This window comes from Rhodococcus sp. NBC_00294 (assembly GCF_036163995.1).
Taxonomy (GTDB): Bacteria; Actinomycetota; Actinomycetes; order Mycobacteriales; family Mycobacteriaceae; genus Rhodococcoides.
Genome location: NZ_CP108043.1, coordinates 90,105 through 116,101 on the forward strand (window position 1 = coordinate 90,105; position 25,997 = coordinate 116,101).

At 65.2% G+C, this 25,997-nt stretch carries 24 protein-coding genes and 1 pseudogene; 13 read left to right on the forward strand and 12 right to left on the reverse strand.

What is annotated here, in order from left to right; genetic code table 11:
* The first annotated feature begins 107 nt into the window (after positions 1–107).
* The 3 genes from OHB23_RS00425 to OHB23_RS22925 all read left to right on the forward strand — a co-directional run bounded on the left by OHB23_RS00425 (position 108) and on the right by OHB23_RS22925 (position 2,481).
* The gene (locus tag OHB23_RS00425; RefSeq protein WP_328810514.1) at positions 108–1,850 is read left to right on the forward strand and encodes a CocE/NonD family hydrolase; all 1,743 of its coding nucleotides are present in this window, start codon (positions 108–110) and stop codon (positions 1,848–1,850) included.
* Between the two features lie 83 nt (positions 1,851–1,933).
* Positions 1,934–2,077 carry a hypothetical protein gene (locus OHB23_RS00430; RefSeq protein ID WP_328810515.1) on the forward strand — a complete coding sequence of 48 codons (144 nt, stop codon included), beginning with the start codon at positions 1,934–1,936 and terminating at the stop codon, positions 2,075–2,077.
* A 104-nt stretch (positions 2,078–2,181) separates the two neighbouring features.
* Positions 2,182–2,481 carry a WhiB family transcriptional regulator gene (locus tag OHB23_RS22925; protein ID WP_442973005.1) on the forward strand — a complete coding sequence of 100 codons (300 nt, stop codon included), beginning with the start codon at positions 2,182–2,184 and terminating at the stop codon, positions 2,479–2,481.
* Here the strand turns inward: OHB23_RS22925 and OHB23_RS00435 are convergent.
* Complete coding sequence (locus OHB23_RS00435) at positions 2,442–3,401, reverse strand: DMT family transporter (protein ID WP_328810516.1); 960 nt, start codon at positions 3,399–3,401, stop codon at positions 2,442–2,444. The genes OHB23_RS22925 and OHB23_RS00435 overlap by 40 nt on opposite strands.
* A gap of 76 nt (positions 3,402–3,477) precedes the next feature.
* Here OHB23_RS00435 and OHB23_RS00440 point away from each other — a divergent pair, with 76 nt between their 5' ends.
* Entirely contained in the window at positions 3,478–4,329 is an 852-nt protein-coding gene (locus tag OHB23_RS00440) for a LysR family transcriptional regulator (RefSeq protein WP_328810517.1), read from the forward strand.
* 110 nt (positions 4,330–4,439) lie between these two features.
* On the opposite strand, the gene OHB23_RS00445 is transcribed toward OHB23_RS00440, so the two are convergent.
* Positions 4,440–6,080: a CocE/NonD family hydrolase gene (locus OHB23_RS00445; RefSeq protein ID WP_328811695.1), complete on the reverse strand. Its 1,641-nt coding sequence runs from the start codon at positions 6,078–6,080 to the stop codon at positions 4,440–4,442.
* Between the two features lie 50 nt (positions 6,081–6,130).
* Positions 6,131–6,688: pseudogene (locus tag OHB23_RS00450) on the reverse strand (zinc-binding dehydrogenase); the annotation flags it as partial.
* 13 nt (positions 6,689–6,701) lie between these two features.
* On the opposite strand from OHB23_RS00450, the gene OHB23_RS00455 reads away from it, so the two are divergent.
* Positions 6,702–7,850, forward strand: a complete 1,149-nt coding sequence (locus OHB23_RS00455) for a LysR family transcriptional regulator (RefSeq protein WP_328810518.1) — start codon at positions 6,702–6,704, stop codon at positions 7,848–7,850.
* Between the two features lie 45 nt (positions 7,851–7,895).
* Here OHB23_RS00455 and OHB23_RS00460 read toward each other — a convergent pair whose 3' ends face one another.
* Positions 7,896–8,483 (reverse strand): TetR/AcrR family transcriptional regulator, encoded by a 588-nt coding sequence (locus OHB23_RS00460; RefSeq protein ID WP_328810519.1) that lies wholly within the window; start codon positions 8,481–8,483, stop codon positions 7,896–7,898.
* 133 nt (positions 8,484–8,616) lie between these two features.
* Here OHB23_RS00460 and OHB23_RS00465 point away from each other — a divergent pair, with 133 nt between their 5' ends.
* From OHB23_RS00465 to OHB23_RS00480, 4 genes are all read left to right on the forward strand, one after another.
* Entirely contained in the window at positions 8,617–9,951 is a 1,335-nt protein-coding gene (locus OHB23_RS00465) for an NtaA/DmoA family FMN-dependent monooxygenase (RefSeq protein ID WP_328810520.1), read from the forward strand.
* Positions 9,952–9,984: 33 nt separating this feature from the next.
* Complete coding sequence (locus tag OHB23_RS00470) at positions 9,985–11,460, forward strand: DHA2 family efflux MFS transporter permease subunit (RefSeq protein ID WP_328810521.1); 1,476 nt, start codon at positions 9,985–9,987, stop codon at positions 11,458–11,460.
* 6 nt (positions 11,461–11,466) lie between these two features.
* Positions 11,467–12,249, forward strand: a complete 783-nt coding sequence (locus tag OHB23_RS00475; protein WP_328811696.1) for an NADPH-dependent F420 reductase — start codon at positions 11,467–11,469, stop codon at positions 12,247–12,249.
* A 125-nt stretch (positions 12,250–12,374) separates the two neighbouring features.
* Positions 12,375–13,385: a zinc-dependent alcohol dehydrogenase family protein gene (locus OHB23_RS00480; RefSeq protein ID WP_328810522.1), complete on the forward strand. Its 1,011-nt coding sequence runs from the start codon at positions 12,375–12,377 to the stop codon at positions 13,383–13,385.
* A 309-nt stretch (positions 13,386–13,694) separates the two neighbouring features.
* On the opposite strand, the gene OHB23_RS00485 is transcribed toward OHB23_RS00480, so the two are convergent.
* Positions 13,695–14,645, reverse strand: coding sequence for a hypothetical protein (locus OHB23_RS00485; RefSeq protein WP_328810523.1), 951 nt, complete (start codon positions 14,643–14,645; stop codon positions 13,695–13,697).
* Positions 14,646–14,787: 142 nt separating this feature from the next.
* On the opposite strand from OHB23_RS00485, the gene OHB23_RS00490 reads away from it, so the two are divergent.
* Complete coding sequence (locus tag OHB23_RS00490; RefSeq protein WP_328811697.1) at positions 14,788–15,192, forward strand: winged helix-turn-helix transcriptional regulator; 405 nt, start codon at positions 14,788–14,790, stop codon at positions 15,190–15,192.
* Between the two features lie 27 nt (positions 15,193–15,219).
* On the opposite strand, the gene OHB23_RS00495 is transcribed toward OHB23_RS00490, so the two are convergent.
* The gene (locus tag OHB23_RS00495; RefSeq protein ID WP_328810525.1) at positions 15,220–16,059 is read right to left on the reverse strand and encodes an SDR family NAD(P)-dependent oxidoreductase; all 840 of its coding nucleotides are present in this window, start codon (positions 16,057–16,059) and stop codon (positions 15,220–15,222) included.
* Positions 16,056–18,155 carry a fatty acid desaturase gene (locus OHB23_RS00500; protein ID WP_328810526.1) on the reverse strand — a complete coding sequence of 700 codons (2,100 nt, stop codon included), beginning with the start codon at positions 18,153–18,155 and terminating at the stop codon, positions 16,056–16,058. The genes OHB23_RS00495 and OHB23_RS00500 overlap by 4 nt, the downstream gene beginning before the upstream one ends.
* A 105-nt stretch (positions 18,156–18,260) precedes the next feature.
* Between OHB23_RS00500 and OHB23_RS00505 the strand changes: the two genes are divergently transcribed.
* Positions 18,261–18,884 (forward strand): TetR family transcriptional regulator, encoded by a 624-nt coding sequence (locus OHB23_RS00505; RefSeq protein WP_328810527.1) that lies wholly within the window; start codon positions 18,261–18,263, stop codon positions 18,882–18,884.
* A gap of 118 nt (positions 18,885–19,002) precedes the next feature.
* Here OHB23_RS00505 and OHB23_RS00510 read toward each other — a convergent pair whose 3' ends face one another.
* The 3 genes from OHB23_RS00510 to OHB23_RS00520 are packed head-to-tail and all read right to left on the reverse strand — an operon-like array spanning position 19,003 to position 21,484.
* Positions 19,003–19,641, reverse strand: coding sequence for a 3-oxoacid CoA-transferase subunit B (locus OHB23_RS00510; protein ID WP_328810528.1), 639 nt, complete (start codon positions 19,639–19,641; stop codon positions 19,003–19,005).
* Positions 19,638–20,294, reverse strand: coding sequence for a 3-oxoacid CoA-transferase subunit A (locus OHB23_RS00515; protein WP_328810529.1), 657 nt, complete (start codon positions 20,292–20,294; stop codon positions 19,638–19,640). The genes OHB23_RS00510 and OHB23_RS00515 overlap by 4 nt, the downstream gene beginning before the upstream one ends.
* Positions 20,294–21,484 carry a thiolase family protein gene (locus OHB23_RS00520; RefSeq protein ID WP_328810530.1) on the reverse strand — a complete coding sequence of 397 codons (1,191 nt, stop codon included), beginning with the start codon at positions 21,482–21,484 and terminating at the stop codon, positions 20,294–20,296. Before OHB23_RS00520 ends, OHB23_RS00515 begins: the two co-directional genes overlap by 1 nt.
* Before the next feature lie 57 nt (positions 21,485–21,541).
* On the opposite strand from OHB23_RS00520, the gene OHB23_RS00525 reads away from it, so the two are divergent.
* On the forward strand, positions 21,542–22,501 hold the full coding sequence (locus OHB23_RS00525) for a LysR family transcriptional regulator (RefSeq protein ID WP_328810531.1): 960 nt from the start codon (positions 21,542–21,544) through the stop codon (positions 22,499–22,501).
* Between the two features lie 206 nt (positions 22,502–22,707).
* Here the strand turns inward: OHB23_RS00525 and OHB23_RS00530 are convergent, their stop codons facing one another.
* Entirely contained in the window at positions 22,708–23,637 is a 930-nt protein-coding gene (locus tag OHB23_RS00530; protein WP_328810532.1) for a helix-turn-helix domain-containing protein, read from the reverse strand.
* A 243-nt stretch (positions 23,638–23,880) separates the two neighbouring features.
* On the opposite strand from OHB23_RS00530, the gene OHB23_RS00535 reads away from it, so the two are divergent.
* Positions 23,881–24,897: a carbon-nitrogen hydrolase family protein gene (locus OHB23_RS00535; protein WP_328810533.1), complete on the forward strand. Its 1,017-nt coding sequence runs from the start codon at positions 23,881–23,883 to the stop codon at positions 24,895–24,897.
* 222 nt (positions 24,898–25,119) lie between these two features.
* On the opposite strand, the gene OHB23_RS00540 is transcribed toward OHB23_RS00535, so the two are convergent.
* The gene (locus OHB23_RS00540; RefSeq protein ID WP_328810534.1) at positions 25,120–25,893 is read right to left on the reverse strand and encodes an alpha/beta fold hydrolase; all 774 of its coding nucleotides are present in this window, start codon (positions 25,891–25,893) and stop codon (positions 25,120–25,122) included.
* Between the last annotated feature and the right edge of the window lie 104 nt (positions 25,894–25,997).

Here is a 25,997-nt window from a genome sequence, read left to right on the forward strand (position 1 = left end):
CTGTCAGCACGTTCACACAGCCGGTGCCGCAACGGAGTCGGCACCGCGCACGGCGCGGGGTCCGACCGAAGTCTGACTTGCATTCGCGATCGACCCGATAGGACGACATGGGATTTCGAGTAGAGCAGAACGTCATGGTGCCCATGCGCGACGGAACGTTGCTGGCCACCGACATCTGGATTCCCGAGGGCACGCCCTGCGCGACACTCGTCGTGCGGGTTCCGTACGGCAAGAGCGCGATGTTCGTGCTGTCGCTGAGGGTGAACCCGGACATCTTCACTCTCCTCGATGCCGGGTACGCCGTGGTGCGCCAGGATTGCCGCGGAACATCCGCGTCCGACGGTGACTTCGTTCCGATGGAGAACGAGCACGACGATGGGGTAGACACCGTCGAATGGGTTCGGGAACAACCCTGGAGCAACGGTGTGGTCGGGGCCTTCGGAGCGTCGTACCTCGGCTTCACACAACTCGCATTGGCGTCGAAGAATCCACCGGGACTCGCTGCCATCGCACCGTCCGTGACGAACCCCGACCTCTATCGGGCATGGCATTCGGACGGCGGCGCTCTCACGTGGCACAACGCCGTGTTCTGGGCGACGTCCATGGGGGTGGCCGACGTGCTCCGATCCGGCGCGAACGGTGACGGGGACCGCGAGCGTCTGCAAAGCCTGCTCGCTGACGTGACTGCTCTGCAAGCCTCACCCGACACCCTCCTACGGGATGCCATGCCCGCTGATCGGGAACTGCTCGCCGAACTGCATCCGTGGTGGTCGGAGTGGTTGCAGCACCCCGGCAACGACGACTTCTGGCACACCCGGTCTCCTGTGACCGATCACAGCACCGTCATGGTCCCCGCACTGCACATCGGTGGGTGGTTCGACTTGTTCGCCGGCGACACGACCCGCACGTACGCGCGGCTGCGCTCGGAGGCCGGAACCGAACACGCGAGGGAAGGCCAGCAGCTCGTCATGGGCCCGTGGGACCATCAGAGCTATACGGGCATGTACAAAGACCGGCAATTCGGCCCCACAGCCGACATCGCCGCGATCGACATCACCTCGACCTACCTCCGCTTCTACGACAAGTGGCTGCGAAACACCACCGATACCGCCGGCGCGGCGCCGGTTCGGATATTCGTGATGGGTATCGACGAGTGGCGCGACGAGGAAGACTGGCCTCTTCCCGACACCACATACGTGGAGTATTTCCTCGACAGTTCCGGTGATGCGAATTCCTCCGACGGAGGCGGCGCGATCAGTCGCGTACTCCCCGCCACCGAGGCATCCGACTCGTACACCTACGACCCGACCTCGCCGGTCCCCAGTCTCGGCGGACGCGTGTGGCAACCGTCCGCACTCAACTTGGTGGGTCCGGTCGACCAGTCCGACATCGAGAAGCGCGACGACGTTCTCTGCTACACCACGCCCGTCCTCTCGGCGGCGGTGGAGGTCACAGGGCACGTGTCGTTGGTTCTGCATGTCACGTCATCGGCCTCGGACACCGACTTCACCGGAAAGCTGGTCGACGTGCACCCGGACGGACGCGCGATCTATCTGACCGACGGGATGCTCCGAGTCCGCTACCGCGACACCGCAGGTCCGCAACTGATGGCGCCCGGGACCGTGTACGAGATCACCCTCGATCTGTCGGTCACCTCCAACGTCTTCCTTCCCGGGCACCGGATCAGACTCGAGGTGTCGAGCAGTGCCTACCCGCGTTACGACCGAAACACGAACACAGGCGGCGACATCAACGAGGAAGGGCTGCACGAGTCTGTCGTGGCGCAGAACCGAGTCATCCACGGACCTGACCATCGCAGCCGGCTGATACTGCCGATCATCGAACGCTGAGGCCCCCGGAGGGCCGAGACCCGGCCGCATCCACCGACACGGCCCGGGTGGCAGAGCACCACATCACATCGAGGAACGCGAACATGAACGACATCAACGATTCCCAGACGGACCGAACCCCGACCGAGAGCACCCGCCTCACGAGTGAGTACGTCGATGCCATCATCAACCTCTTCGGCCCCCGTGTTCGTGGGGGCGCCGTCGACTCCGAACCCAAGGACGCGTGAGTGGCTCATGGAGCACCACGCCTGCACGTCGCCGTCCGGACACACGTCTCCGAGCAATGACCACTGAACGGTCGGACTCTCGATACGCGTTGGTCAGCAACAGAATGCGCGTCGATGACAGCGACGCCGACAACTGGCGTCAGCACGCTGCATGCAGTGGCGCCGACCCGGCGATCTTCTTCCCGAGCAACGATGCGGTCGATGCCGAGTGTCTTCCGGCCAAGAAATTCTGCAGCGTGTGCTCGGTACGAGCTCAGTGCCTCGAGTTCGCCGTGGCTCAACGAGAGACCTTCGGTATCTGGGGCGGGATGCATCCGCGCCAGAGACGGGCGTTTTCCCGGTCTCGTACATCGACCGACCGCAGTCAGCGCCGGCGGGAACAGTGGCGGGCACGAACCGACTGATCACGAGCCTCGACAACAGTTTCGCCGATCGGTTCTTCGCTCGCTTCCGCACTATGCGTCGAACCACTCTGTAGGAGGCAGGCAGCGGCGCCGACAAGCAAGCCGGCGATCGTCAGAACGTGAATCGAATCGTCCAGAGCAATCCACGCCATCACCGTCGCGGCCGACGGAATGATGGCGAACAGAATCGAAGCAGCTCTGGCACCGGCAGCTTTCACACTTGCCGAGTACAACGTCGTGGCACCGATCGAGCCGATCAGCACCATCACCACCAGGATGCCTATGGCCGCAGGAACGCTCGTGACGGTCACCGGGTTCGCGGCAGCGAGTATCACGGCGAAAGGGGTGGACGCAGTGAGTCCCAGCGCCGTCAGAAGCCAGACATCCATATCGGCGCAGAACCGCCCCTGATAGACCCCTCCTGCCGCCAGGCCTACCACGGCGACCACTGCCACGGCGAGTCCGACTCCCACGCCCGGTTCAGCTGCGATCCTCGGTGCACATGCAAGAACGACCGCCGCTGTCGCGAGCGCCAGCGCTGCCAACCCTCGCCGCGACTCGCGGTGCCCCAGAACCACCGCCATCAACGTCGCAGTCAAGACTGGATTCAGAGCGATCACGAGAGCGCCGAGCCCGGGCGAGACACCATGTGCCAGGGCCCAATACAAGCCGAGAAATTGAACACCCTGTGTCATCGATCCAGCGACCATCGCGTGCACGATCGATCGGCGATCCGGCATCGGCGTCCGGCGCGCGAGCACCACGATCCACAGCAGGGCCGCCGAGATCGCAAACCGCAGTGCGATCACGAGGAAGGGGGACATCACGCCGACCGCGACGGAACCGATGGGGTAGCCGGCCGCGTAGAACAGAACCGTCGGGATCGCCAACCTCGGCGGGAGGGCGCGTTGCGATGACATGCAGTAACGGTGGATGCTTCGAGGCCCGTGAAACAACAGCGTTCACATATCGTGAACAGTCCTGCAGACTGTGCACATGCCGACGATGGACATCACACCGCTACGGAGCTTCTCGGCGGTCGTGGCCTTCTCCGGTGTCCGCAGAGCCGCGGAGGCACTCCATTTGTCACCTGGCGCGGTGACCGGCCATCTGCGTCGCCTCGAGCGTGAGTTGGGCGTGCGATTGGTGACCCCACAGGGACGCGGTCTCACGTTGACCAGCGATGGGGAGGAACTGGCACTCAGAGCACGCGAGATCCTCCAGCAACACGATGACGCGATACGTGCCCTGTCTCCACTCGGATCCGACGAGATCCTGGTGGCTGCAACAGAGCACGCAGCGGAATTTCTGGTGCCCACCGTGGTGTCGCTGGTGCGCGGGCGTCTGCCGAGCAGGTCCGTACGACTCAGACTGACGCGCAGCGCCCATGTCCGCGACCTGGTCCATGACAACCGTGCGGACATCGCCCTGATGTTGACCCGCCCCGCTCGCGGAAGCACGCGAATCGCCCCGGTTCCCTTGCAGTGGTTCGCATTGGACGAGGAACCTGTCTCCGACCTGGTGCTGTTCACTCCCCCGTGTGCAGTTCGTCATCAGGCGATCGCATCGCTGGGATCTCGTGATCACCGGGTCGCTGCCGAATGCGGAAATCACACGTCGGTTCTGGGCGCCGTGCGAGCCGGAACCGGCATGACTCCTCTGCCCCGAATAGGTCCCACACCGGATGGGCTACGGGAAGTACGCGGCCTACCCGAGATTCCCCCGGTCGGTCTCTACATCGCGACCAGCGAGCGCATCGATGCCACACTCCGCAACGAGGTCGCTGCCGTGCTGCGCACGGCACTCGGCATACCGAACAGCGGAACCGCTCGCACAGTGATGCTGTGAGCCGACCGACGGTTGTACAGCGACAGTGCGGGTGCCCTCCGCACGGACGACACGAATACTCATGTGCTGCTACTGATCACCGTCGGCCTCGCTCACCGCGGCCGAAACAATCAGAAGGAGGAGATGACGGGTAGGACGATGCAGGATGCTCGGACGCGATCATGATGCACGGTTTGATGTGCGACCCGCATCTGTGTCGCCGTCTTCGGATCTTCGCCCGTGTTCGGGTTGCGGTCCCATCGAGGGAAGTTGCTCGATGTCACCTGCACCCGCAGGCGGTGCCCTACCGCCAGGACGATGCTGGTCGACCAGAGGTCGACGTCAGTTCCATCGACGTGGCCTGCCGTGGTGTGCACTCGAGTGATGCCGTCGACGATGTTCAGAGACACACCGTCTTCGTCCACGTCACACAAGCGTACGACCCAGTCCGTGGACGGTCCGTCCGTGGCTGCGTGAATGGTCGCCGTGACTCGGCCAGTGATCTCGAGAGGTTCGGTCAATGGGGCGGACGTGAAGGTGAGAACGTCTCCACGTTGTTCCACCGACGATTGGTTCACCTGGCCTGCGGGAAACGAGCTCGCAATCGTGGTGGAGCCACCGGAAGTCGGAGCCGGTTTCGCCGGGTCATAGTCGTACTCGGAGACAGACCGGTCATCCGTGGGCGCTGTGCGGGACAGTGTCCCGTCGGAGTGCAGGTAGAACCGTGTGGCTTCGGCACGCTCCGGTGGCCAGTGGTCCTCCCTTCTCCACTCATCGACGCCCATCACGTAGTAGTCGACGGCCGACTCGTGTGACGGGCCCTTGGGGCCACCAGCGAGGTAGTGGTCGAACCAGTCGAGCTGAACGCCGGTCATCGTCCCGTCTCCGCCGGGAGCGACCGAGCCGAGACCGTAATTGATTCCGTTGATGTGCCCGGGCGTCACCGTGATTCCACTCATATGTTCCCACGGGCCGATTATCAGGCGACTTTCGAGACCGGCAGCACGGGTGCCGAGATGGTTGTCGATGGTCCCTTGGGAGAACACGTCGAACCACCCTGCGACGTTGAGCGAGGGCACCGAGACCTCGCTGTACCGTCCCGCGACCCGAGCATGGCGGAGACTGGACGGATCGATCAGGCCGCGCTGGGTCCCGACGTCGGGCTGTCCGGTCCGGGCGATCGCCGGCACGGCAGCCGAGGGGAGCTCCCAGTACGTCCTGTCGGCCAGGTGGTCCAAATCGTCGAAAGTGTTCGCGAGCAGGGACGCCAACTCGTCGTCGCCCGCCACCTCCTTCGCGAACTGCCCCATCGACTGACCCAACGTCCACCAGACGTTCAATCCGAACTCGAGGGCACCGCCGCGGTAGAAGATCCCGTCTTCGGGCGCACTCCACGTGATCTGCGGAGCAATCGCACGGAGGTGTGGAGGTCTGGTCACCGCCGCCGCCCACTGGGTGTTCCCGGTGTAACTCGCGCCGAACATGCCGACCATGCCGTTGCTTCCGTCGATCGTCGCCGCCCACTCGATGGTGTCGTAACCATCGTCCCCCTCGTACTCCCACGGCATCCACTTGCCCATCGATGTGAAGCGACCGCGGGTGTCCTGATTGACGATGATGTAGCCACGACGGAGGGTCTTGTAGAAGTCCAGGACGTTCGCATTGCTGATCGGTGTCTGTTTGCCGTACGGCGTACGTTGCACGAGCACGGGCCACGGCCCGTCACCCACCGGTCGGTAGACGTCTGCCGTCAACACGGTGCCGTCTCGCATCGTCACCGGAACGTCGAATTCTATCGTTGCTGTCCTCATCGGAGCCTTTCTCATCGAGGGATACGTATGGAGTGCGTGACGCCGAGCCCAGCCAGAGGATGGTCATCGAAGTGCCAGTACGGATTTGCCACCTTTAGTGCGGTTTGCGAGCGCTCGGAGCGCGTCGGACGCACGCTGCATCGAATACACGGTGGGTTCCGGACGGAGAGTCGACCGTTACGGATCATCGACAGGATGTCGGACCACTGCCGGTGCGCTCGCGACGGATTCTGGCGGACATACTCGCCCCAACCTGCGCCGACGACAGAGATGTTGGTGCGGAGCAGTCGGTCGACGTCGAGCACGGGTATCGAGCCACCGGCGAAACCCAGTACGACGACCTGCCCTCCCTCGGCCGTGGCGCGGAGCGTGTCGGCGAGTCGATCCCCACCCACCGGATCGAGTGCGACGTCCACGCCGCGTCCAGCTGTGATGTCGAGGGTGCGCTCGAGGAACGCGTGACTGACGACCACGTGATCAGCACCGAGGCGTCGGGCTTGCTCTGCCTTCTCGGTACTGCTCGCCACCGCTACCGTCCGAAGCCCCAGCGCGGGGGCCATCCGCAGAGCCGCACTTCCGACTGTGACCGGAACCCAGCCAACATACTGTCGTCACGAGAAATCCTTGTCGTCGGTGATCGTGGTTTGGCCGCGCGCCTGTCACGAGTGTGACGGATGCAACACTTGCCCTGGTAGGGCCAAACCCGAGCACTGGCTGTGCAAAAACGCGCAGCAAGCTACGGTGGCCGCCATGCGTGCTGATGACATGTTGGTGCTTCTCGAAGTCGGGCGCTGCGGCTCGCTTGCGGCGGCAGGCGCAGCCCTGGGTCTCAATCACACGACGGTGTCCCGGCGCATCGACGCGCTGGAGCGGGAACTCAACGGGCCCGTCATCACCCGAACCGCGCAGGGTTGCGAGCTGACCGAACTAGGGACGAGCATCCTGGGCCCCGGCGAACAGATCGAGGCGGCGCTGGCGGAAGCCCGCGAGTTCGCGCTGAGCGGAGCGACAGGTCACGCCCTGTCGGGACTCGTGCGGGTCGCCACGACCGAAGCGTTCGGGGCGTACGTGATCACCCCGATCCTTGCCGACCTGCACCGGATCAATCCTGATCTGCAGGTCGAGATCGTCACGCAGACGAGGTTGAATCCCTACAACTCCGGAGCGGACATCGAGATCGGCATCGGCGAGCCCGTCTCCGCTCGGGCCGGGTCGGAGCCGCTCACCCGGTATTCGTTGGGTTTGTACGCATCGGTCGAGTACCTCGCGGGCCATGGGTCGCCGACCACGACCGACGAGTTACGTGCCCATTCGCTGATCTATTACATCGAAGGGTTGTTGAGAGTCGAAGATCTCGCGGTCATAGCCGCACTGACGTCGGCTCGACACGTCGCCTTCGCATCCACGAGCGTGCACGCTCAAGTGATGGCCACCAGGTGCGGTGCGGGCATCGGACTTCTCCCTGCTTTCGTCGCCGACGCAGATTCGTCGCTCGTGCGCGTGCTGTACCCCGAAGTGCGCGTGGTGCCCGAGTACACGGCATGGTTGGCATCTCGGCGGTTCCGGCGCCCGGCGGCCGGCCCGGTGATGCAAGCAATTCGTGAGGCCGTGTGGGAACGTCGTGCCGAGCTCCTGCCTCCGACCGGGGCTCGAACCGGTGTCGATGCCCAGTCCGCTGACGGCGACCATGGTGGTCGCGGGCAGGGACGGAAGGCGACCCCGGAGCTCTGAGCGACGAAGCTCGGATTGCCGCGCACGTCACGGCCGCCGAGCTCGCTACTCGGCGACCGACCATCCTTCTCGCGTCAAGGATGCCAACGCGTCCACCGTGCGGCCATCGGCCATGGCCGCGCCGCGGACCCAGCTGGTGGCAAGGGCTGCGAGGAAGAGGTCTCGCCCTCGCACCTCCGGTCGCGCGCTGCCGTCCTCTATGGCTGCTGCCAGGAATTCGTCCGTCGTGGTGATGTAGCCCTGACACGTCACGGCGAGCGGAGATGCCTCCGAGGCCGTGGCCGCGCGGAGAGGTTCCGGAAGACCGTCAAAGGCGCCGGCCCAGTCCACGAGCGCGTCCAGCCAGCTCGACAGCGCCTCCGCGGAGCCCGGCGCCGTGCTGCGGATGTCCTCCATCCTCGAAACGAGCTGCTCGTCACGCGCGGTAAGCAGAGCGGCGAGAAGCGCTTCACGGGTGGGGAAGTGGCGGTAGAGAGTACCCGCACCCACCCCCGCCTGTTTGGCGATGGCATCGAGAGAACCGGTGACCCCGTGTTGCGCGAAGTGCTTCTCGGCCACGTCGAGGATGTGGTCCCTGTTGCGCTGGGCATCCGCTCGCGGAGCGCGGGTTCGACCGGATGACTCTGTGACCATCGACGCCTCCTCGTTGACAAAACGGAGACACTCTCCGTACAGTTCCTGCTAAGTGGAGAGTATCTCCTCTGATCATCCGTGTCACGCCCGCTCACCGAGCGGCGTCGACGGCCCTCGACCCGAGAGGTTCTCCATGACTCGTTCCGATCAACCACAGATGCTGCTGGCACTGCAGGTCGCCAACGGGTACGGCGCTCAGCCGGGTGCATGGCGCATGCCGGGTGTCGACCCCTCCGCCTACGCCGACATGGACGTTCTGGTGCGCTACGCCCAAGCAGCCGAGCGGGGGAAGATCCAGCTGATCTTCCTGGCGGACACCCCCGCGCTCGATGTGGACCTGGAGAAGGAAGCACCGCACTTCGCGACCGACCCACTGGTAGTTCTCACCTCGATGGCGAGAGGCACCGAACGCATCGGGCTCGTCGCGACGAGCTCCACGACACTGAACGAGCCGTACACCATCGCTCGGCAGTTCAAGGCGCTCGATGTGGCAAGTCGCGGCCGGGCCGGCTGGAACGCGGTGCCCACCTCCCAGCCCGCCGCGGCAGCCAACTACGGGATCACGTTGCCGCCGCGCGAGGAGAAGTACGAGCGCGTGCACGAGGTCGTTCAGATCGTTCAAGCACTTTGGGGCAGTTGGGGACTGGATGCCTGGGTGCGGGACGTCGACAGCCGACGCTTCGCCGACATGACGAAGATCGCGCCGGTGAACCTGCAGGGCCGACACGTCGCGTCGGCCGGCCCGCTGCCCATCCCTCCCTCGGAGCAGGGGCAACCGGTAATTTTCCAGGCCGGTGGCGGTGCACAGGGCCTCGAGGTCGCCGCCCGCTATGCCAGCGGGGTCTACGCGAACCCTTTCACCATCGAGGAAGGTCGATCCCACAGGGAGGCACTCCGCGCGGCAGCGGCACGGGCGGGCCGCGACCCCGACGAGGTGAAGCTTCTCGCTGGGTTCATGCCCACCGTGGCCGCATCGCGGCGTGCAGCACTGGACAGGCGCCAGATGCTCGACGAGTCGGTCGAGCTCGCCCGCAGGGTTCAATACCTGGGTGCGATGATCGGACTGTCGCTCTCGGCCGCCGATCTCGACGAGCCACTCTCCGCAGCGCAACTCTCCTCCGCGAGACCCAGCCCGGCCGACCCACGCGCCCCGCACGCTCTGAAGATCGCGCGCGAGGGTTGGAGCATCCGAGATGTGCTGGCGCACGGCGTGATCGACTATCACCCTGTCGTTCCGGGAACAGCGTCCGACGTCGCGGACCACATGCAGGAATGGTTCGACGCCGGAGCCTGCGACGGATTCTCCTTGGCCATCGACGTCTACCACGACGGCATCGACACCTTCGTCGACGAGGTTGTCCCACTGCTTCAGAACCGCGGCCTGTTCCACACCGATTACGACGGGTCGACACTGCGCGACCACATGGCGATCCCCGCCCAGTACGGGCGCGATCCCCGGCTGACCTGACAACCCACATCGACTCGATCAGAAAGCACCAACATGTCCGATACCACCATCCCGACGGCGGTCCCTGCCCGACCCACGACACAGTCCGGAACCCGCGAGCCGCTCGCTCCGGGTGACGCACTGGTCATCGGCCTCCTCATGGGTTCCACGTTCCTGGTGCTCCTCAACGAGATGCTTCTCGGAGTGGCCCTGCCGACACTCATCACCGACCTCGGCATCACCCCGTCGGCCGGCCAATGGCTGACCACCGGATACCTTCTGACGCTGGCCGTCCTGGTCCCGGCGACAGGCTTCGTCATGCGCCGGTTCCACCTGCGCACCATCTTCCTGACTGCACTGTTCCTCTTCATCGTCGGCACGGCCATCGCGGCGTCTGCTCCCGGCTTCGGGGTGCTGCTCGCCGGACGTCTCGTGCAAGCTGCGGGTACCGCTGTCTTCGTCCCGCTGCTGATGACCACCGCCATGCGTCTGGCGCCCCAGTCGCGCCGGGGACAGATCATGGCCGTCGTCACAGCGGTCCCCGCGATCGCACCTGCCCTCGGCCCCGCTGTCTCCGGAGTCGTACTGGCACACCTGCACTGGCGGTGGCTGTTCCTGCTCGTGCTGCCGCTCGCCGTCCTGGCCTTCGTACTCGGCGCCGCCAAGCTTCGGAACATCACCACGCCCGAACACGTCACGCTCGACGTGCTGTCGCTGGCCCTGTCGGCCCTCGGCTTCGGCGCCCTCGTCTTCGGTCTCGCCTCGATCGGCGAGTCCGCGAACGGTCATGCCGCGATCTCACCCCTCGTACCGATCGCCGTCGGTCTGATCGGCGTCGCCGCCTTCGTGTTCCGGCAGATCACGCTCCAACGTAGGGACGACGCGTTCTTGGACATGCGCATTTTCACGTCCCGATCGTTCGTCACTCCGCTGATCGTGATGGTCTTTCTCGCGATGAACGGTTTCGGCATCCTGCTCGTTCTGCCGCTGATCCTCACCGGAGCCCTCGGACTCGGAACGATGGCCATCGGGCTGTTCCTGGTGCCCGGTGGCGCGATCATCGCCGGAGTGTCCGCGCTGGGCGGTCGGGTGTACGACCGAGTGGGCCCGCGCCCCCTCGTCATTCCCGGCGCGATCATCTGGATCGCCGCCATCGCCTTCCTCGCCTCGCTCGACGACACCGACACAGTGTGGCTCTACCTGGCCGCGTATCTCATTCTCTCTGCCGCGCAGGCCATGATCTGGGCGCCCATGACCACCATGGCGATGTCGGCACTGCGCCCCGACCTGTACTCGCACGGCAGTGCCGCATTCACGACCATGCAGCAACTCGCAGGCGCAGCAGGCGGAGCGGTACTCATCTCGGCCTACACCATCGGATCGAATGCGTCGGACACTCGATCACTCGACGTGGCGCAGACCGTCTCCGCCGGCCAGGCAGCCCTGACCACTGCGGCGATCATCGCCATCGGCGCTGTGGTCGCCGTCCTCACTCTCGGCAAGAAATCCTCCACGGCGCGTGCGGCCTGAGTACGACTGGCGACCGCACCATTCGATCGACACGAAAGAGAAACCATGAGAATCGGCATCATCGGAGCAGGCAACATCGGATCCACCACCGCGCTGCGGTTGAGCAGCGCCGGTCACGATGTGTCCATCGCCAACTCACGCGCCCCGGAGACCATTGCCGCCTCGACCCTCGAGACCGGAGCTCGCCCACGGTGGGCCGCGGAGGTGACCGACAGCGCCGACGTGGTCATCGTGTCCGTGAACATGGGCCAGGTTCCGGCCATCGCCGATCTGGTTCGTGCCGCGCCGTCGAGCGCCGTCGTCATCGACACGTCGAACTACTACCCCGCACGCGACGGCCACATCGACGCGCTGGATGAGCACGATGCGGTCGAGAGCCTCTGGGTGGCAGGTCATTACGGTCGTCCCGTCGCGAAGGCCTGGAACGCGATCACCGCAGCGTCCTACGCGGACCGGTCGTCGGAGCGCGGGGCAGTCGGGCGTATCGCGATCCCGGTCGCAGCGGACTCCTCGACTCTCCGTGACGTCGCGATGACCCTGGTCGAGGACACAGGCTTCGATGCTGTGCACACGGGGCCGATAGGCGACTCCTGGCGTCATCAGCCCGGGACCCCTGCTTACTGCACCGACCTGACACGCGACGAGCTCGAGGCGGCCCTCGCGATCGCCGACCGCGGGCGATCGGCCCGACGACGAGACCTCGTCATGGACGTCGTGTCCGAACGGGTTCAGGCCGACGGCGGGATAGGCGGCGACCGACTGGTCGCACTGAACAGAGCCGTCTATTGATCAAAATTGTTTGACACGCATCAAATTATTCCCGGTGCTGAGCCTGGCGAACCGTGCGTGAACGCCGTCTGCGCGGCACAGAACATCCCCAACGCAGTCCGCGTGCACCTCGAAATGGAGAACAGATGAAAGCCTGGCAGTTGAACGATTTCGGTCTCGAGAACCTCGTTCTCTCGAACGTGAACCTCCCGGAGCCCAAGCCGAACGAGATCGTGGTCAAAGTGTCGGCGGTGTCGTTGAATTACCGAGACAAGGCGATCGTCGATGGCATCTACGAGCCCGAGAAGATGCCCAAAGGCCTGATACCTGTGGCGGACGCAGCCGGTGTCGTGGTGCAGACCGGGTCCGCCGTCACCCGCTTCACGGAAGGCGACCGAGTCGCCTCCCATCTCTACTCCCGCTGGATCGACGGCGCTCCCGCAGAGGATGAACCGGACTTCTGCCTCGGCGGTCCGATCAACGGCGGTCTCGCCGAGTACATGCTGCTCGAAGAGACCGCAGCCGTCGCCTCTCCCGACGTTCTCACCGACGAAGAGGTCTCGACACTCCCGATCGCTGCTCTGACGCCGTGGTTCTCCATGGTGGAGAACGGGAAGCTCCGTGCCGGACAAACCGTGGTCGTTCAGGGAACGGGCGGGGTCTCGATCTTCGCGGCACAGATCGCGTCCGCGTACGGCGCACGGGTGATCGCGACGTCGAGCAGTGACGACAAGCTCAGCCGCATTGCCGCATTGGGCGCAACCGATCTGATCAACTACAACACCACCCCGGACTGGGCGACGCGCGTTCGCGAGTTGACCGACGGCGTGGGCGCCGACCAGGTGCTCGACGTCGTCGGCGGAGACGGTCTGAACAAATCGATCGCCGCCGCGCGACCAACCGGCCTGGTCTCCGTCATCGGATTCCTCTCCGGGCAGACTTCGAACCTCGATCTGATGCAGTTGATCTTCAACAAGACTCGCATTCAGGGCATCGCGGTGGGGCATCGGCGTGCGTTCGAGGAAATGAACGAGTTCTTCGAGAAACACACGATCAAGCCCGTCATCGAGAAGGTCTACGGTTTCGACGAGGTTCACGAAGCGTACGAGCACCTCTCGCGCGGCGCCTTCGGCAAGGTGGTCATCCGCGTCGGCTGACGCCCACGTCGATGTGGTGGCGCCGAACCCACGTCGGCCGATCCGCGAACCGGGGCTTGCTTCAGGGGAACGTTCACTGCCCCTGGCCGCCCGGGGGCGTCTCACCCTGCCCCGGTTCGCACCCGATCGGCGTCGGACGCACCCTGCGTCTCGTGTTCTCGACACACGGGTGTCTCGTCGGACCGCAAAGCGAACTTCCTCCGCCTCGAACGGTACCGGCACTCACACACCTCACCGGCAGCGGCGGCCGTCGCCTCGTGGAACAGCGACACGAACGAACGAGACGTCTCGTGGCGAAGTGCATCGCCCTCATTCCAGGCCACGAGTTCGCGTGTCCTTCCAGACGATGAGCGCAGCGGCCACCGCGATCCACACCAGGAGAACCGACCACCCGACCCAGTGATGCGCCCCGCCGAAGTAGCTGACGTCCGTGATCGCACTGATGGCTGCCCCCGGAGGAAGCGTGGCAGCGAACACCCGAGCGAAGTCCGGCAACAGATCCACACCGACGGTCGCACCACTCGTGGAATTACCGACCGTGATCAGCAATATCGTCGCGATCGGCACACCCACGGCCCCGAACCATGCACCCAACGCCTTCGTCGCGAGAGCTGTTGCCGCCGAGAGAAGTGCGAGCGTGATCGCCAATGACACACCGTGACCGGGGAGTGCGCCGAGGACCGGCCCGGCCAACACCGCAGCAAGGACTCCGACCAGCGCGGCGAAGACGGTGACAGTTGCGAGACGGTGACGCAGGTGAAGGTGGGCCGACACCATCATCAACATCTGCGCCAACACGAACGATGCCAACGACACACCGAAGGCGACGTAGAAGCCCGCTGTTCCACGGCTGTCGTAGCGGACGAGCGGAACGACGTCCTCGGTGACCACCTGCGCTCCGGTCGACCGTGCATAGACACCGACCAGTCGCTCCACCGCGCCGACCGTCGACGGTCCGTTCGCGCCGGCCACGTCGAGACCGAACACCGAGGGCGATGTCCGTGAAAGCACCGCGACCACGTCACGACCGGTGAGGAGGGCCGTCCCGGCCTCCGGGTCCGGTACCGCGCGGACGTCCACGGAGTCGCCGAGCGCCTGCGAGAGACTCTCTGCAAGTTCCGTTCCGACCGCTGCGACCGGAACGGACCTGGGCGTCGGATCTCGTTGAAGACCCACGTACATGCCGATGAACGCGGCGGCGATGAGACCGGCGATGACGAGCGGTTGCAACCACGCCCGCACGGGTGGGCGTGCGGACACATTGCGATTAGGTGCGCTGACGGACAACGCTCCTGGTCGAGTCGATTCGGGCACGACGCCCCTTCGGGGGTAGTTTGGTTGGATTATCCGACTCAATGTAAGGCCAAAGAGTTTGAAAGTCCAACCGTCCGACGCCTTGACCGTGGCGCTCGATGCGATCAGCGACCGGTGGTCCCTCCATGTGGTCCGCAGCCTCGCGCTCGGATCGGTACGTTTCACCGACATCGCAGCAGACACCGGCGCCCCCCGCGACGTGCTCAGCGCCCGACTTCGCACGCTGGTCACGGACGGCATCGTCGAACGTCGCCCCTACCGCGAGGGATCTACACGCGACGGCTATTTCCTGACGGCGAAAGGGCGGGACCTTGCCGGAGTGATCCTGGTGATCAAGTCGTGGGGAGACACCTACAGCCCACCGGACGCGCAGCGACGCCGACTGCTCCACACCCGGTGCGAATCGACCATGGAGGCACTCGTCGTGTGCGCGCACTGCCGCAAACCGATCGGCTCCGACGAGGTGGCCGACGACGTTCAGGTGGAGCGGTGACACCCGCACTCCGCAGGAACTCAGTTCTCAATGCACACGTCGTCGCGCCGGGCGCCCCTCTGAGCCTCGTATGCGGCGCGCCGAACTCGTTCGCCAGGACAACCAACCGACCAGACGCGGTGACCATGCGGTCACAGGACGCAGCAGTCGCCACGTGCGAGGGGCGTGTACGTCGTGTCGGTCGCGTTCGACGGTGCCGGTGACGACATCCGCTACCTGCTCGGGGGTCATGGTTCCGATGAGGTTGCTGATGGCCGGGATTCGGTCTTCGGCTCCCGAGTGACGATCGAAGTACGCGGTGGACACCTTCGCGGGGGTCACGGAACTGACGGTGATGCCTGAGTTTCGAAGATCCTGGCGCAGCGCTTCGGTGAACCCGCGGAGCGCGAAGCGTGCCGCGGAATAGCCGACGGCACCTGGCCAGGGCGCGAACGCCGCGGGTGTGTTGATCTGCAGAATAGTGCCGGACCCGCGAGCGATCATCGGTTCGACGAAGGCTCGGGTGACGGTGAATGCGGCGAGATAGGGCACCGCCATCATCTCGCGAGCCTCCGCGGCGCTGGTTTCTTCGATGGACAGGAACCGCCCGGCCCCCGCGTTGTTCACGATGACGTCGGGCACGCCGAACTCGGTTACGACGGTGACGGCCATGGCAGACACCGCAGCCGCGTCCGAGACATCGGTGACGACACGGTGCGCCTCTCCCCCTCGACACCGGATCGACGTCACGACGTCGTCGAGGGCGATTTCGGTGCGGGCGACGAGCACGACGACCGAACCGGCATCGGCGAACGCGCGGGCCGTGGCCGCGCCGATGCCCGAGGACGCTCCGGTGACGAGAACCAGTGCACCTTCCAGCCGGGTCACGGTGCCTCGGTCGCGTCATAGTCGATGGTCACCGCAGGTGAGGACGGCCGGGACTGGCAGGTGAGGACCCACCCAGCGTCGACCTCGTCGTCGGTGAGCGCGTAGTTCTGCTCCATGTTCACGGTGCCCGAATGAAGGAACGCCCTGCAGGTCCCACAGGCGCCGCCGGTGCAGGAATAGGGCGCGTTGACCCCGCTCCGTAACGACGCTTCGAGCAATGATTCATCGCCGTCTGTATCGATCTCCTCTTCCGCGCCGGCGAGTGTGACCGTCAGGAAGGAGGGCTCGGCATCACCGTGGGTGCGGGACTCGCCGGTCGCGAGTCCCGCCGACACGAAGTGCTCACGGTGGATTCCGCGGGGGTCGGTCCCGGACTCCTCCAACGTGGACACCGCGTCGTCGATGAGTTCCTCCGGTCCGCACAGGTACCACTCGTCGCAGACGGTGCGCGCCCTCACTCGTCGTCCCAGTTCGTCCGCCGTCAATCGGCTCGCGACGACGTCCTCGTACTGCGCCGAGGCAGCGTCGTCGTCCGTCGGCACGGTGGTGCCGCGGGACAGGAAGTGCACCACACGCAATCGACCCTCGAAGTGCTGGCAGAGCATCGTCAACTCGGGACCGAACATGGTCGAGTCCTGGTCCCGGTTCGCGTAGTACAGAACAGCGCGTGCCTCGTCGTCCTCGGTGAGAACGGTCGAGAGGATGGAGATGATCGGCGTGATGCCACTGCCGGCGGCGATCGCCGACAGGACGCGGGGTCGATCGGCCCGCTGCTCGGAACCGTTGCCTGTCGGCACGAAGCGCCCGGTCGGAGGGAGGACATCGAGAGTGTCACCCGCGGAGAGCTGATCGTTGAGGAAGCTGGACATCGCGCCACCGTCGACACGCCGGACGGCGATGCGAACGACTCCGGAGGAGGCGACGGTGCAGAGCGAATAGCTGCGCCGTACTTCGGTTCCGTCGACCACGCAGCGGACGGTGACGTTCTGCCCGGCATCGAAGGCGAACACCCGCCGGAGGCTGTCGGGAAGATCGAAGGTGATGGACACCGAATCCGCTGTCAGCCGGCGCACTTCCGCCACCCTCAGCTTGTGGAAGCGGACGCGATCCGACGGGTCGACGTCGTGTGCGGTTCCCGAGTATGCGGACGTGATCTCACGCCAGGCCCGATACTCCGATGCGGTCAGTTCTGTACCCCATGCCGTGCTGATGGGAACGTTGCGCGTCAAGTAGTCGTCGCGAGTGTTGTTCCAGGCGTTGACGTATCGATAAAAAGGGATCGTGGGATGGATGTGATGAACGAGGTGATAGTTCTGGTAGAACATCAACGGCGTGACCACCCGCTCCCACCCCACCCGAACGCGCGTCGCTCTGAATCGATCGGTCCTGGCGGTGACACCCAGGTCGTGGTGGGGCAACCAGTCGAACCACCACGCGAGCACCGCGAGCCCGAGCCGCTGCGGGATCAGGTAGATCAGCGCGAATTCCCACCCGTGCCCGGTCAGCAGCACGACGGCGACGAGCGCGACGACCGTGGCGAGGTTGACCATGATGCCGATGCGCTCGCGGCGGGGGCGTTGCGCGAAGCGACCGGAGTAGAACCTCGCGTACCACAGGTCGATGGCCATCCAGCGAAACGGAAGTTGCCACCACGGCCCGTGCTCGGTCCACGCATCGGGATCCGAATGCACGTCCTCGTTGGTGTTGCGGTGATGCTCGATGTGAATGAACTTCACCATGGGGAACGACCCCCACACCGTCACGAACGGGAGCGACACACGTCCCAGGAGATCATTGACCCAGCCCAGACGGCCCGCCGCGTGATGCACCGACTCGTGCAGGACCGTGAACATCGAGAACGTGACGAACGCGTGGATCGGAATCGTGAGCAGCAGCCACCACCGACTGGCCGAGCTCAGGACTATCGCCGTGGCGGTCAGCCACATCGCGAACGAGACTGCCCACAGCACCGCCGTGGGCACCGCGACGCGCGGCAACGATATGCCTGGATCAGGAACACCGTTCCGGACGGCCGCAGCCTGAGCCTCGGACAGCACCGGGACGCCGCCCTCTCGCGCTCGGGTGGACTCACTCATCACGCACCTCGTTTACATATCGACATCTGATGTAGTCAACGTATACACATTGAACTACTTTGTCCACGAATTGGACAATCCGGGCTCCGGCGTAGAATCGCCGTCATGGCCAGAACTTCCGATAACGGGTTGCGCGCAGAAGTGCGCACCGCGGCACGACTTCGTGCGGTGGACGCGACTCGCGAAATCGTCTGCTCTCGAGGCTGGCAAGCAGTGACGATGTCCGCTCTCGCGTCCGAGATCGGTGTCAGCAGGCAGCACCTCTACAACGAGTTCGGTGACAAACGAGGTCTGGGCGAGGCGCTGCTCGAGTGCGAGACGGACCGCTTCCTCAGCGAGGTGCGAGACCGACTCGGCGAACATCGGGACGATCTCGGAGAAGGACTGGCGGCAGCCGCGATCGGCGTGCTGCGCTCCGGTGCTCGAAATGCGCTGATCCGCGCGATCATCAGCGGTGCCACCACCACCGACTCCGAATTACTCGAGCTACTCGCCGTGAACTCCGAGCCCGTTCTCGCCCATGCGATCGAACCGCTGACGGCCTCGGTGTGCGACATCCACGACGTGCCGCCGCGCCGCCGACGCGACGTGTCGACCATCGTCGAGGTGATGATCCGCCTGACCCTCAGTCACCTCGTTCAGCCGAGCGGCACAGTCGAGCGCGCCGAGGAACACCTGCGCCTGACCGCCGATGCGCTCGCTCGATCGACCGTTCCACTCCACGCCTGAGCTCCGCCCCGGGTCGACAACCCGTTCCCTGCCATCTGGTGCCCGTCGTCCACGGTTCGTACCACCGGCGGGAGAGCCCGAGAACCCAGTCGACCCACACCGTGCGGACGACTCACCCTCAGGGTCGAGACAGTGGCAGACCGACACGTTGGGCCAACTCGTTTCCCGTGATTCCGAAGGTCTCGCGCACAGTCACTCCGGACGCACCGACGTCGAACACGGCGAGATCCGTGTAGATGCGCGAGACGCATCCGACTCCGGTCAGCGGGTAGCTGCACCGCTCGACGAGCTTGGAGGTTCCGTCCTTGGCGAAGAGGGACATCATCACGAACACCTGCTTGGCACCGATCGCGAGATCCATCGCCCCGCCGACCGCGGGGATGGCGTCCGGCGCGCCGGTGTGCCAGTTGGCGAGGTCACCGGTCATCGACACCTGGAACGCACCGAGCACACACACATCGAGGTGCCCGCCGCGCATCATGGCGAAGGAATCGGCGTGATGGAAGTACGCCGAGCCGGGGAGCTCGGTGACGGGCGCTTTGCCGGCATTGGTGAGGTCCGGGTCGATGTCGTCGCCGGTGGCCGCCGGGCCCATGTTGAGCATCCCGTTCTCGGTGTGCAGTACCACCCCCGAGTCGCCGGAGAGGTGGTCGGCGACGGACGTGGGCAGACCGATCCCGAGGTTGACGAACGAGCCGGGCGCGATGTCGGCGGCGACCAGTGCGGCCATCGCGGACCTCGAGAGCGGACCGGTCATACGGCGACCACCTTGTCGATGTAGATACTGGGAGTGACGACGTTCTCGGGATCGAGGTCACCGGTGGCGACGATCTCGCTCACCTGGGCGATGGTGGTCCGCGCTGCGGTCGCCATCACCGGACCGAAGTTGCGGGCGGTCTTGCGGTAGACCAGGTTGCCCATGCCATCGGACCGGTGCGCACCGATCAGAGCCACGTCACCTGCCAACGGATACTCGAGGATGTACTGCCGACCGTCGATCTCGCGCTGTTCCTTGCCGTCGGCGAGCGGAGTTCCGACGGCGGTGGGGCAGTAGAAAGCGCCGATTCCGGCACCCGCGGCGCGAAGACGCTCGGCGAGTGTCCCCTGCGGGACGACTTCCAACTGGATGTCGCCGGCTCGGTAGAGGCCGTCGAACACCCACGAGTCGGACTGCCGTGGGAACGAGCAGATCACCTTCCGCACACGCCCGGCAGCCAGCAGTGCGGCGAGGCCGGTGTCACCGTTTCCGGCGTTGTTCGACACCACGGTCAGGTCGGTGGCGCCGTGCTCGATAAGGGCGTCGATCAACTGGACCGGCATCCCCGCCATACCGAAACCGCCGACCAGCACAGTGCTTCCGTCGGCTATGCCACTGACGGCGTCCACCGCGGAGTCGCAGATCTGCACCATCAGTGGACCTCCCGGGCGTTCTCGACGACGACGGCCAAGGCTTGGCCGACGCCGATGCAGATGGCCGCGACGCCCCACCGTTCACGGGACTCGACCAACCGGTGAGCGAGCGTGCCGACAATGCGGGCCCCGGATGCGCCGAGCGGGTGGCCGATGGCGATTGCTCCACCCTTGGCGTTGACGATCTCCGGGTCGGTGAGTCCGTCAGCGAGCCAGGCGTCGACGCACGCGATCGTCTGCACCGCGAAGGCTTCGTTGAGTTCCACCGCCGACACATCGGACCATGAAATCCCTGCGCGGGCGAGGGCGCGGCCGGCCGCAGCAACCGGGGCGTACCCGAAGTCCTGCGGGTCGCACGCGTGCGCCGCCCGGCCGGCGATGCGCACCAGGGGTTTTCCCAGATCGGCGTGCTCGGAACCGAGGAGCAACGCCGACGCACCGTCGTTGAGAGGCGACGCATTGCCGGCGGTGATCGTCCCGTCGTCACGGAACGCAGGCTTCAGCGCTGCAAGAGAGTCGGCGGTGGAATCGTCGCGGATGCTCTCGTCGCGGGCCAGTCCCCCGAGAGGCACCACGATGTCGTCGTAGAAGCCTGACTCCCAACCCTGGCGGGCCAGGCGGTGGGAGCGGGCGGCGAACTCGTCCTGGCGCTCCCGCGAGATCCCGAACCGCTCGCCGAGCTGCTCGTTGCACTCGCCGAGCGAGATCGTCCACTCCGCGGGCATGCGCTCGTTCACCAGTCGCCACCCCAACGTGGTCGAGACCGCCGTGACGTCGCGGGCGGGGAACGCCCGCGAGGGCTTCGGCATGACCCAGGGGGCGCGCGTCATCGACTCGACGCCACCGGCGACGACGATATCCGCGTCGCCCGCATCGATGGCGCGGGAACCGATGATCGCGGCGTCCAGAGACGAGCCGCACAACCTGTTGATCGTGGTGGCCGGCACGCTGGTCGGCAGCCCGGCCAGGAGCGTGGCCATACGACTGACGTTCCTGTTGTCCTCGCCGGCCTGATTGGCGCACCCGAACACGACATCATCGATCGACTCCGGTTGCAGAGACGGAACTTTCGCCACCACGGCGCGCAGGACGGCGGCGGCGAGGTCGTCGGGACGTTGCCCGGAGAGCGAGCCCCCGAAGCGCCCGAACGGTGTCCGAACGGCGGAGTAGACATAGGACGACGTGGTCATGGGTTCACCGTAGGACGCCGCACTGATCGTGTCCAAGGCCTGATCACGATCGATTGAGTGCCTGAGCCGATATATGCTGCCGCGGTGGACTCGCGTGTTCTGAGGCTGTTCCTCACCCTTGCCGAGGAGCGGCACTTCGGCCGGGCCGCGGCGCGCAGTCATATCGCCCAGCCGGCGTTGTCTCAGACGATTATCGGGCTCGAAACCGAATTGGGGGTGCGCCTGTTCGACCGCTCGACACGGCGAGTCGAGATCACCGAGGCCGGCAGGCGGTTCACCGAGCACGCGCAGCGCATCGTCTCCTCGGTGGACCACGCGGTGTCCGACATGCGAGCGTTCGCCGACGGGTTCACCGGCCGCGTGTCCGTCGGATTCGTCGGGACCGCCACCTACGACGTCCTCCCCCTACTGGCGCACCGTGTGCGTGAACAGCTCCCTGATATCGATCTACAGCTGCGCGGGGAACTGCTCACACCGCAACTGCTCGACGGGCTCGGCGCCGGCGTCTACGACCTCGCACTGGTACGACCGGGCCCGAACGATCGCCCGCAGGATGGCCCTGGATCGCAGCTCGAGTTCGAAGTGCTGCGGACGGAACGCCTGGTCGCAGTTCTTCCGGCGTCGTCTCCCCAAGCGAGGAAATCCGTGGTGGACCTCGCAGATCTCGCCGGCGAGACATTTCTGACCCACCCGTCCCAGTCACGCTCGACCATGCACCACCGTGTGCTGGCAGCCTGCGCACGGGCCGGATTCGTCCCCCGCACAGCAGAAGTCAGTGAGACGGCCACACAGGTCGTCTCGGTCGCTGCGGGACTCGGAGTCGCTCTGGCGCCGGAAGCGGTGCGACACCTCGGTCTCGACGGCGTCGACTACAGACCGCTCGCCGCCGAGGAGACGGTGCAACTGTCCTTGGCGCGGCGCAGCGGCGATTCCACAGCCGCTGTCAGGGCCGTCGCCGAGCTCGTTCGCTCGGTTGCCCGGACTCACCATCCACCTCGATTCGCTCAGGGTCGGTGACGGCACTCACCTCGGGCCGGCCGCGACGTCGTTCGGCAGGAGTGTCCCTCACTCTCCTGGATCGAGGGGCAACTCGGGAATCTGTGCGGGCGAACGGACCCCTGAGGCCATCGACGGCGCCGCCATGTTCGGTGTCACCGTACAGCTGGCGAACCGCGCGTCCACCGCTGCGCGCGTGGTCCTCGAACTCTGCGAGTCGAAGCCGATCAGTACAAGATCGGGTCGGGCACGGTCATCATCCGCTGCACTTGAACTGGAGTGCAACCGAATCGGCGGCGGAACGCCCGCGCGAACGTGGTGGTGTCGGTGAACCCACAACGGTGCGCGATCGAGGCGACAGTCGATTGCCTGCTGGATGGGAGGGTGAGCATGCTCTGCGCAAGGTTCAGCCGTTCTCGCCTGATGTAATCCGCCGGGGTGGTCCCATTCTCCGCGAAGAGTACGTAGAGATATCGCAGCGAGACGTTGTGCTGGTCCGCAAGGTAGCCCGGTGTCAGTTCCGGCAGCGCCAGCGCCCGACGTGCGAACTGCGTGATGCTCTCGAAGCTGGCCACGCGGTCGGACGAGAGCCGGGATGGTCGGTCGTCGAGCAGGCTCTTGACGAGCTCTGTGAGTGACCAGCCGATGCTGTCGAAGCCCTCCGCGCTGTCTCCGTTCGCCAGTTCGGTCAGCATCGCGGTCACGACCCTAAGTCCGATCGAGTCGGAGATGATGCGCGCGGTGATTCGCTTCGAGTCCACTTCGCCGTGGCCGACCAGCGTCCGAGGAAGTTGAAGAACCAGTTCCTCCATGGATGGATCCGGGAAATCCAAAGTGTAGGGGCGAGAGGTGTCGTAGACGACGGCATCGCCTGCATGCAGTTCGACCTGACGACCGTCCTGCTCCACTCGACCACGCCCGCCGCGCTGGATCACGAACAGGTAGTCGGAATCGACCGAGTGACGAAGCGCCTTGGCGGTGCGCCGCAGACGGGCACCGGCGGACGTCACGTGAGTGGATCTGAGCACGTCGGACATGGCGTTCTGCGCGATGGAACCCCGAAAGCCGGGTGCGACACTGTCGACGGCAAGGGGAACGAAGCTGTTGGTGCACAACTCCGCCCATCCGTCTGCATCCACAGCCACAACAGAACCCATCTCGTAATTATGGCGACCCCGTGTTGCGGACATGTGTCTTTCATGTTATTCGGGCGTACTTCATCCAGCGCGATCCGAACTGCTGGCGGACGCGGTGAACATCGACGGATCACGTCGTGCAGAGAATGCCGATTTCTTGTGCATGCGATGCCGTTACGCCACTTCGCGGACTGGATACCGTCGTCGACACCAGCGAACCGGTGTCCGCGACGCGGACACCAGAACGGACAACGGGAGACGGACATGGCCAAAGTGGTACGCGCGGCTGCAGTACAGGCAGAGCCCAAGTGGCTCGACATCGACGAGGGGATCGATCAGGTCATCGGTTACATCGGTGAGGCAGCTGCTGGAGGAGCCCAGATCGTCTCCTTCCCCGAAGTGTTCATCCCCGGGTACCCGTGGTGGATCTGGCTCGACGCGCCGGCGTGGGGAATGCAATTCGTGTCCCGGTACATCCAGAACTCCATGACGCGCGACGGCGAGCACATGACGCGGATCGCCGAGGCGGCTGCAGCGAACGACATCTTCGTCGTACTCGGCTTCAGCGAGCGCAGCGGTTCGACCGTGTATATGTCGCAAGCGATCATCAACGGGTCAGGTGAGATCGTCGCCGTTCGTCGTAAGCTCAAGCCCACCCATGTGGAGCGATCGGTGTACGGCGAGGGTGACGGCAGCGACATCGCGGTCCACGACACCGACCTCGGAAAAATCGGTGCGCTCAACTGCGCGGAACATCTCCAACCGCTGACGAAGTACGCGATGTACAGCATGGGAGAGCAGATCCACGTGGCGAGCTGGCCGAGCTTCTCGGTGTATCGAGGTGCTGCACAGGCATTGAGCGCCGAGGTCAACAACGCAGCAACCCTGACGTACGCGGTGGAAGGTCAGACGTTCGTGCTTGCGCCTTGCGCGGTGGTGGGAGAGGCCGGGCAGGACTTGTTCTGCGACACCGATCTCAAGCGGCAGCTGTTGCAGCTCGGTGGGGGATTCGCTCAGATCTACGGACCGGAGGGAAGCGCCTTGGCTCCGCAGCTCGCGGAGACGGAGGAGGGAATTCTGTTCGCCGACCTCGACTTCGACCTGATCGACATCGCCAAGCATGCCTACGACCCCGTCGGTCACTATTCGCGGCCCGACGTGTTCCAACTGCTGTTCAACCCACGAAAGAACGAGCGTGTCAGCGCATTCGGTACATCTGACCCACTGGTTCGCGATATCATGACCGGCCAGGTGGCACTGACCGAAGGCGACACGGACTGATCCACACACCTTGGTGACCGCCCGGTGCGACCGAGAATGTCGGCCGCGCCGGGCGGTGTTCGTGGGGAGAGAAGAACACGCGGACGCGTCCCTGAACGCAGACGTCGGACACCCCCCTGGGGGGGCAGAGCGTGCCTCGGCAGGTCCGTGCCGTTGCCTCGTCCCGACCGTCAGGTCGTGCGCGCACCCGACCGACCAGCGTCACACGTGCTGGGAAGTCATTCACTCGGGACGCCCGACGTGGTCACGGATCAGAGTTGTCACTTCCTCAGCACGCTCCGTCGCGGCCAGGTGAGCAGCCGGCGACAGCACGTGCATTCGCGCGTTCGTCACTCCGTCGGCGATGACTGCCATGACCTCACGAGGGGTTGCGAGGTCGCAGTCACCGGCGATGACCAGGGTGGGGGCGACGATGCGATCGAGAAACGGACGAGAGTCATAGCTCGCCAGTGCTTCGCAACAGCGGGCGTATCCCTCGTCGTTCACCGCGGAGACCATGTCGACGGCGCGGGCAACGACGTTCGGGTGATCCGCCGCGTAGTCGGTGGTGAACCAGCGGCCCACGATCGACTGTGCGATGGAGGCGAGCCCGTCACGGCGGACTGTCTCGGCACGGGATGTCCAGTTCGTGGGGTCACCGAATTTCGCGGCTGAGCACAGCACTGTCAGGGTGTGAACGCGCTCCGGGTGGTGAGCTGCGATCGTCTGTGCGATGGCGCCGCCGAGGGAGAGCCCCACGAGGTGCACTCGGTCGATCGCGAGCGCATCGAGCAGCGCGATCACATCTTCCGACAGATCATGCACCGTGACAGGACCATCGCCCACGGCGGTGCCGCCGTGTCCTCGAACATCGGCGGTGATCACGGTAGCCATGTCGGAAATCCCTGTGACCTGCGCACTCCACATGGACCGATCCGATCCGAGAGAGCCGAGGAACAGAACGATGTCGGCGTTCGGTGGACCGGACACGACGTCGTGAACAAGGGCGACAGTCATCTGAACTCCTCGAATCGATCAGTGTGCGTTCTGCGCGCTCTCCGGACTGCAACGCGATTGTCACGAGCTGCGCCGTGACGGTGTCCGACTCGAAGTCGGCCGAA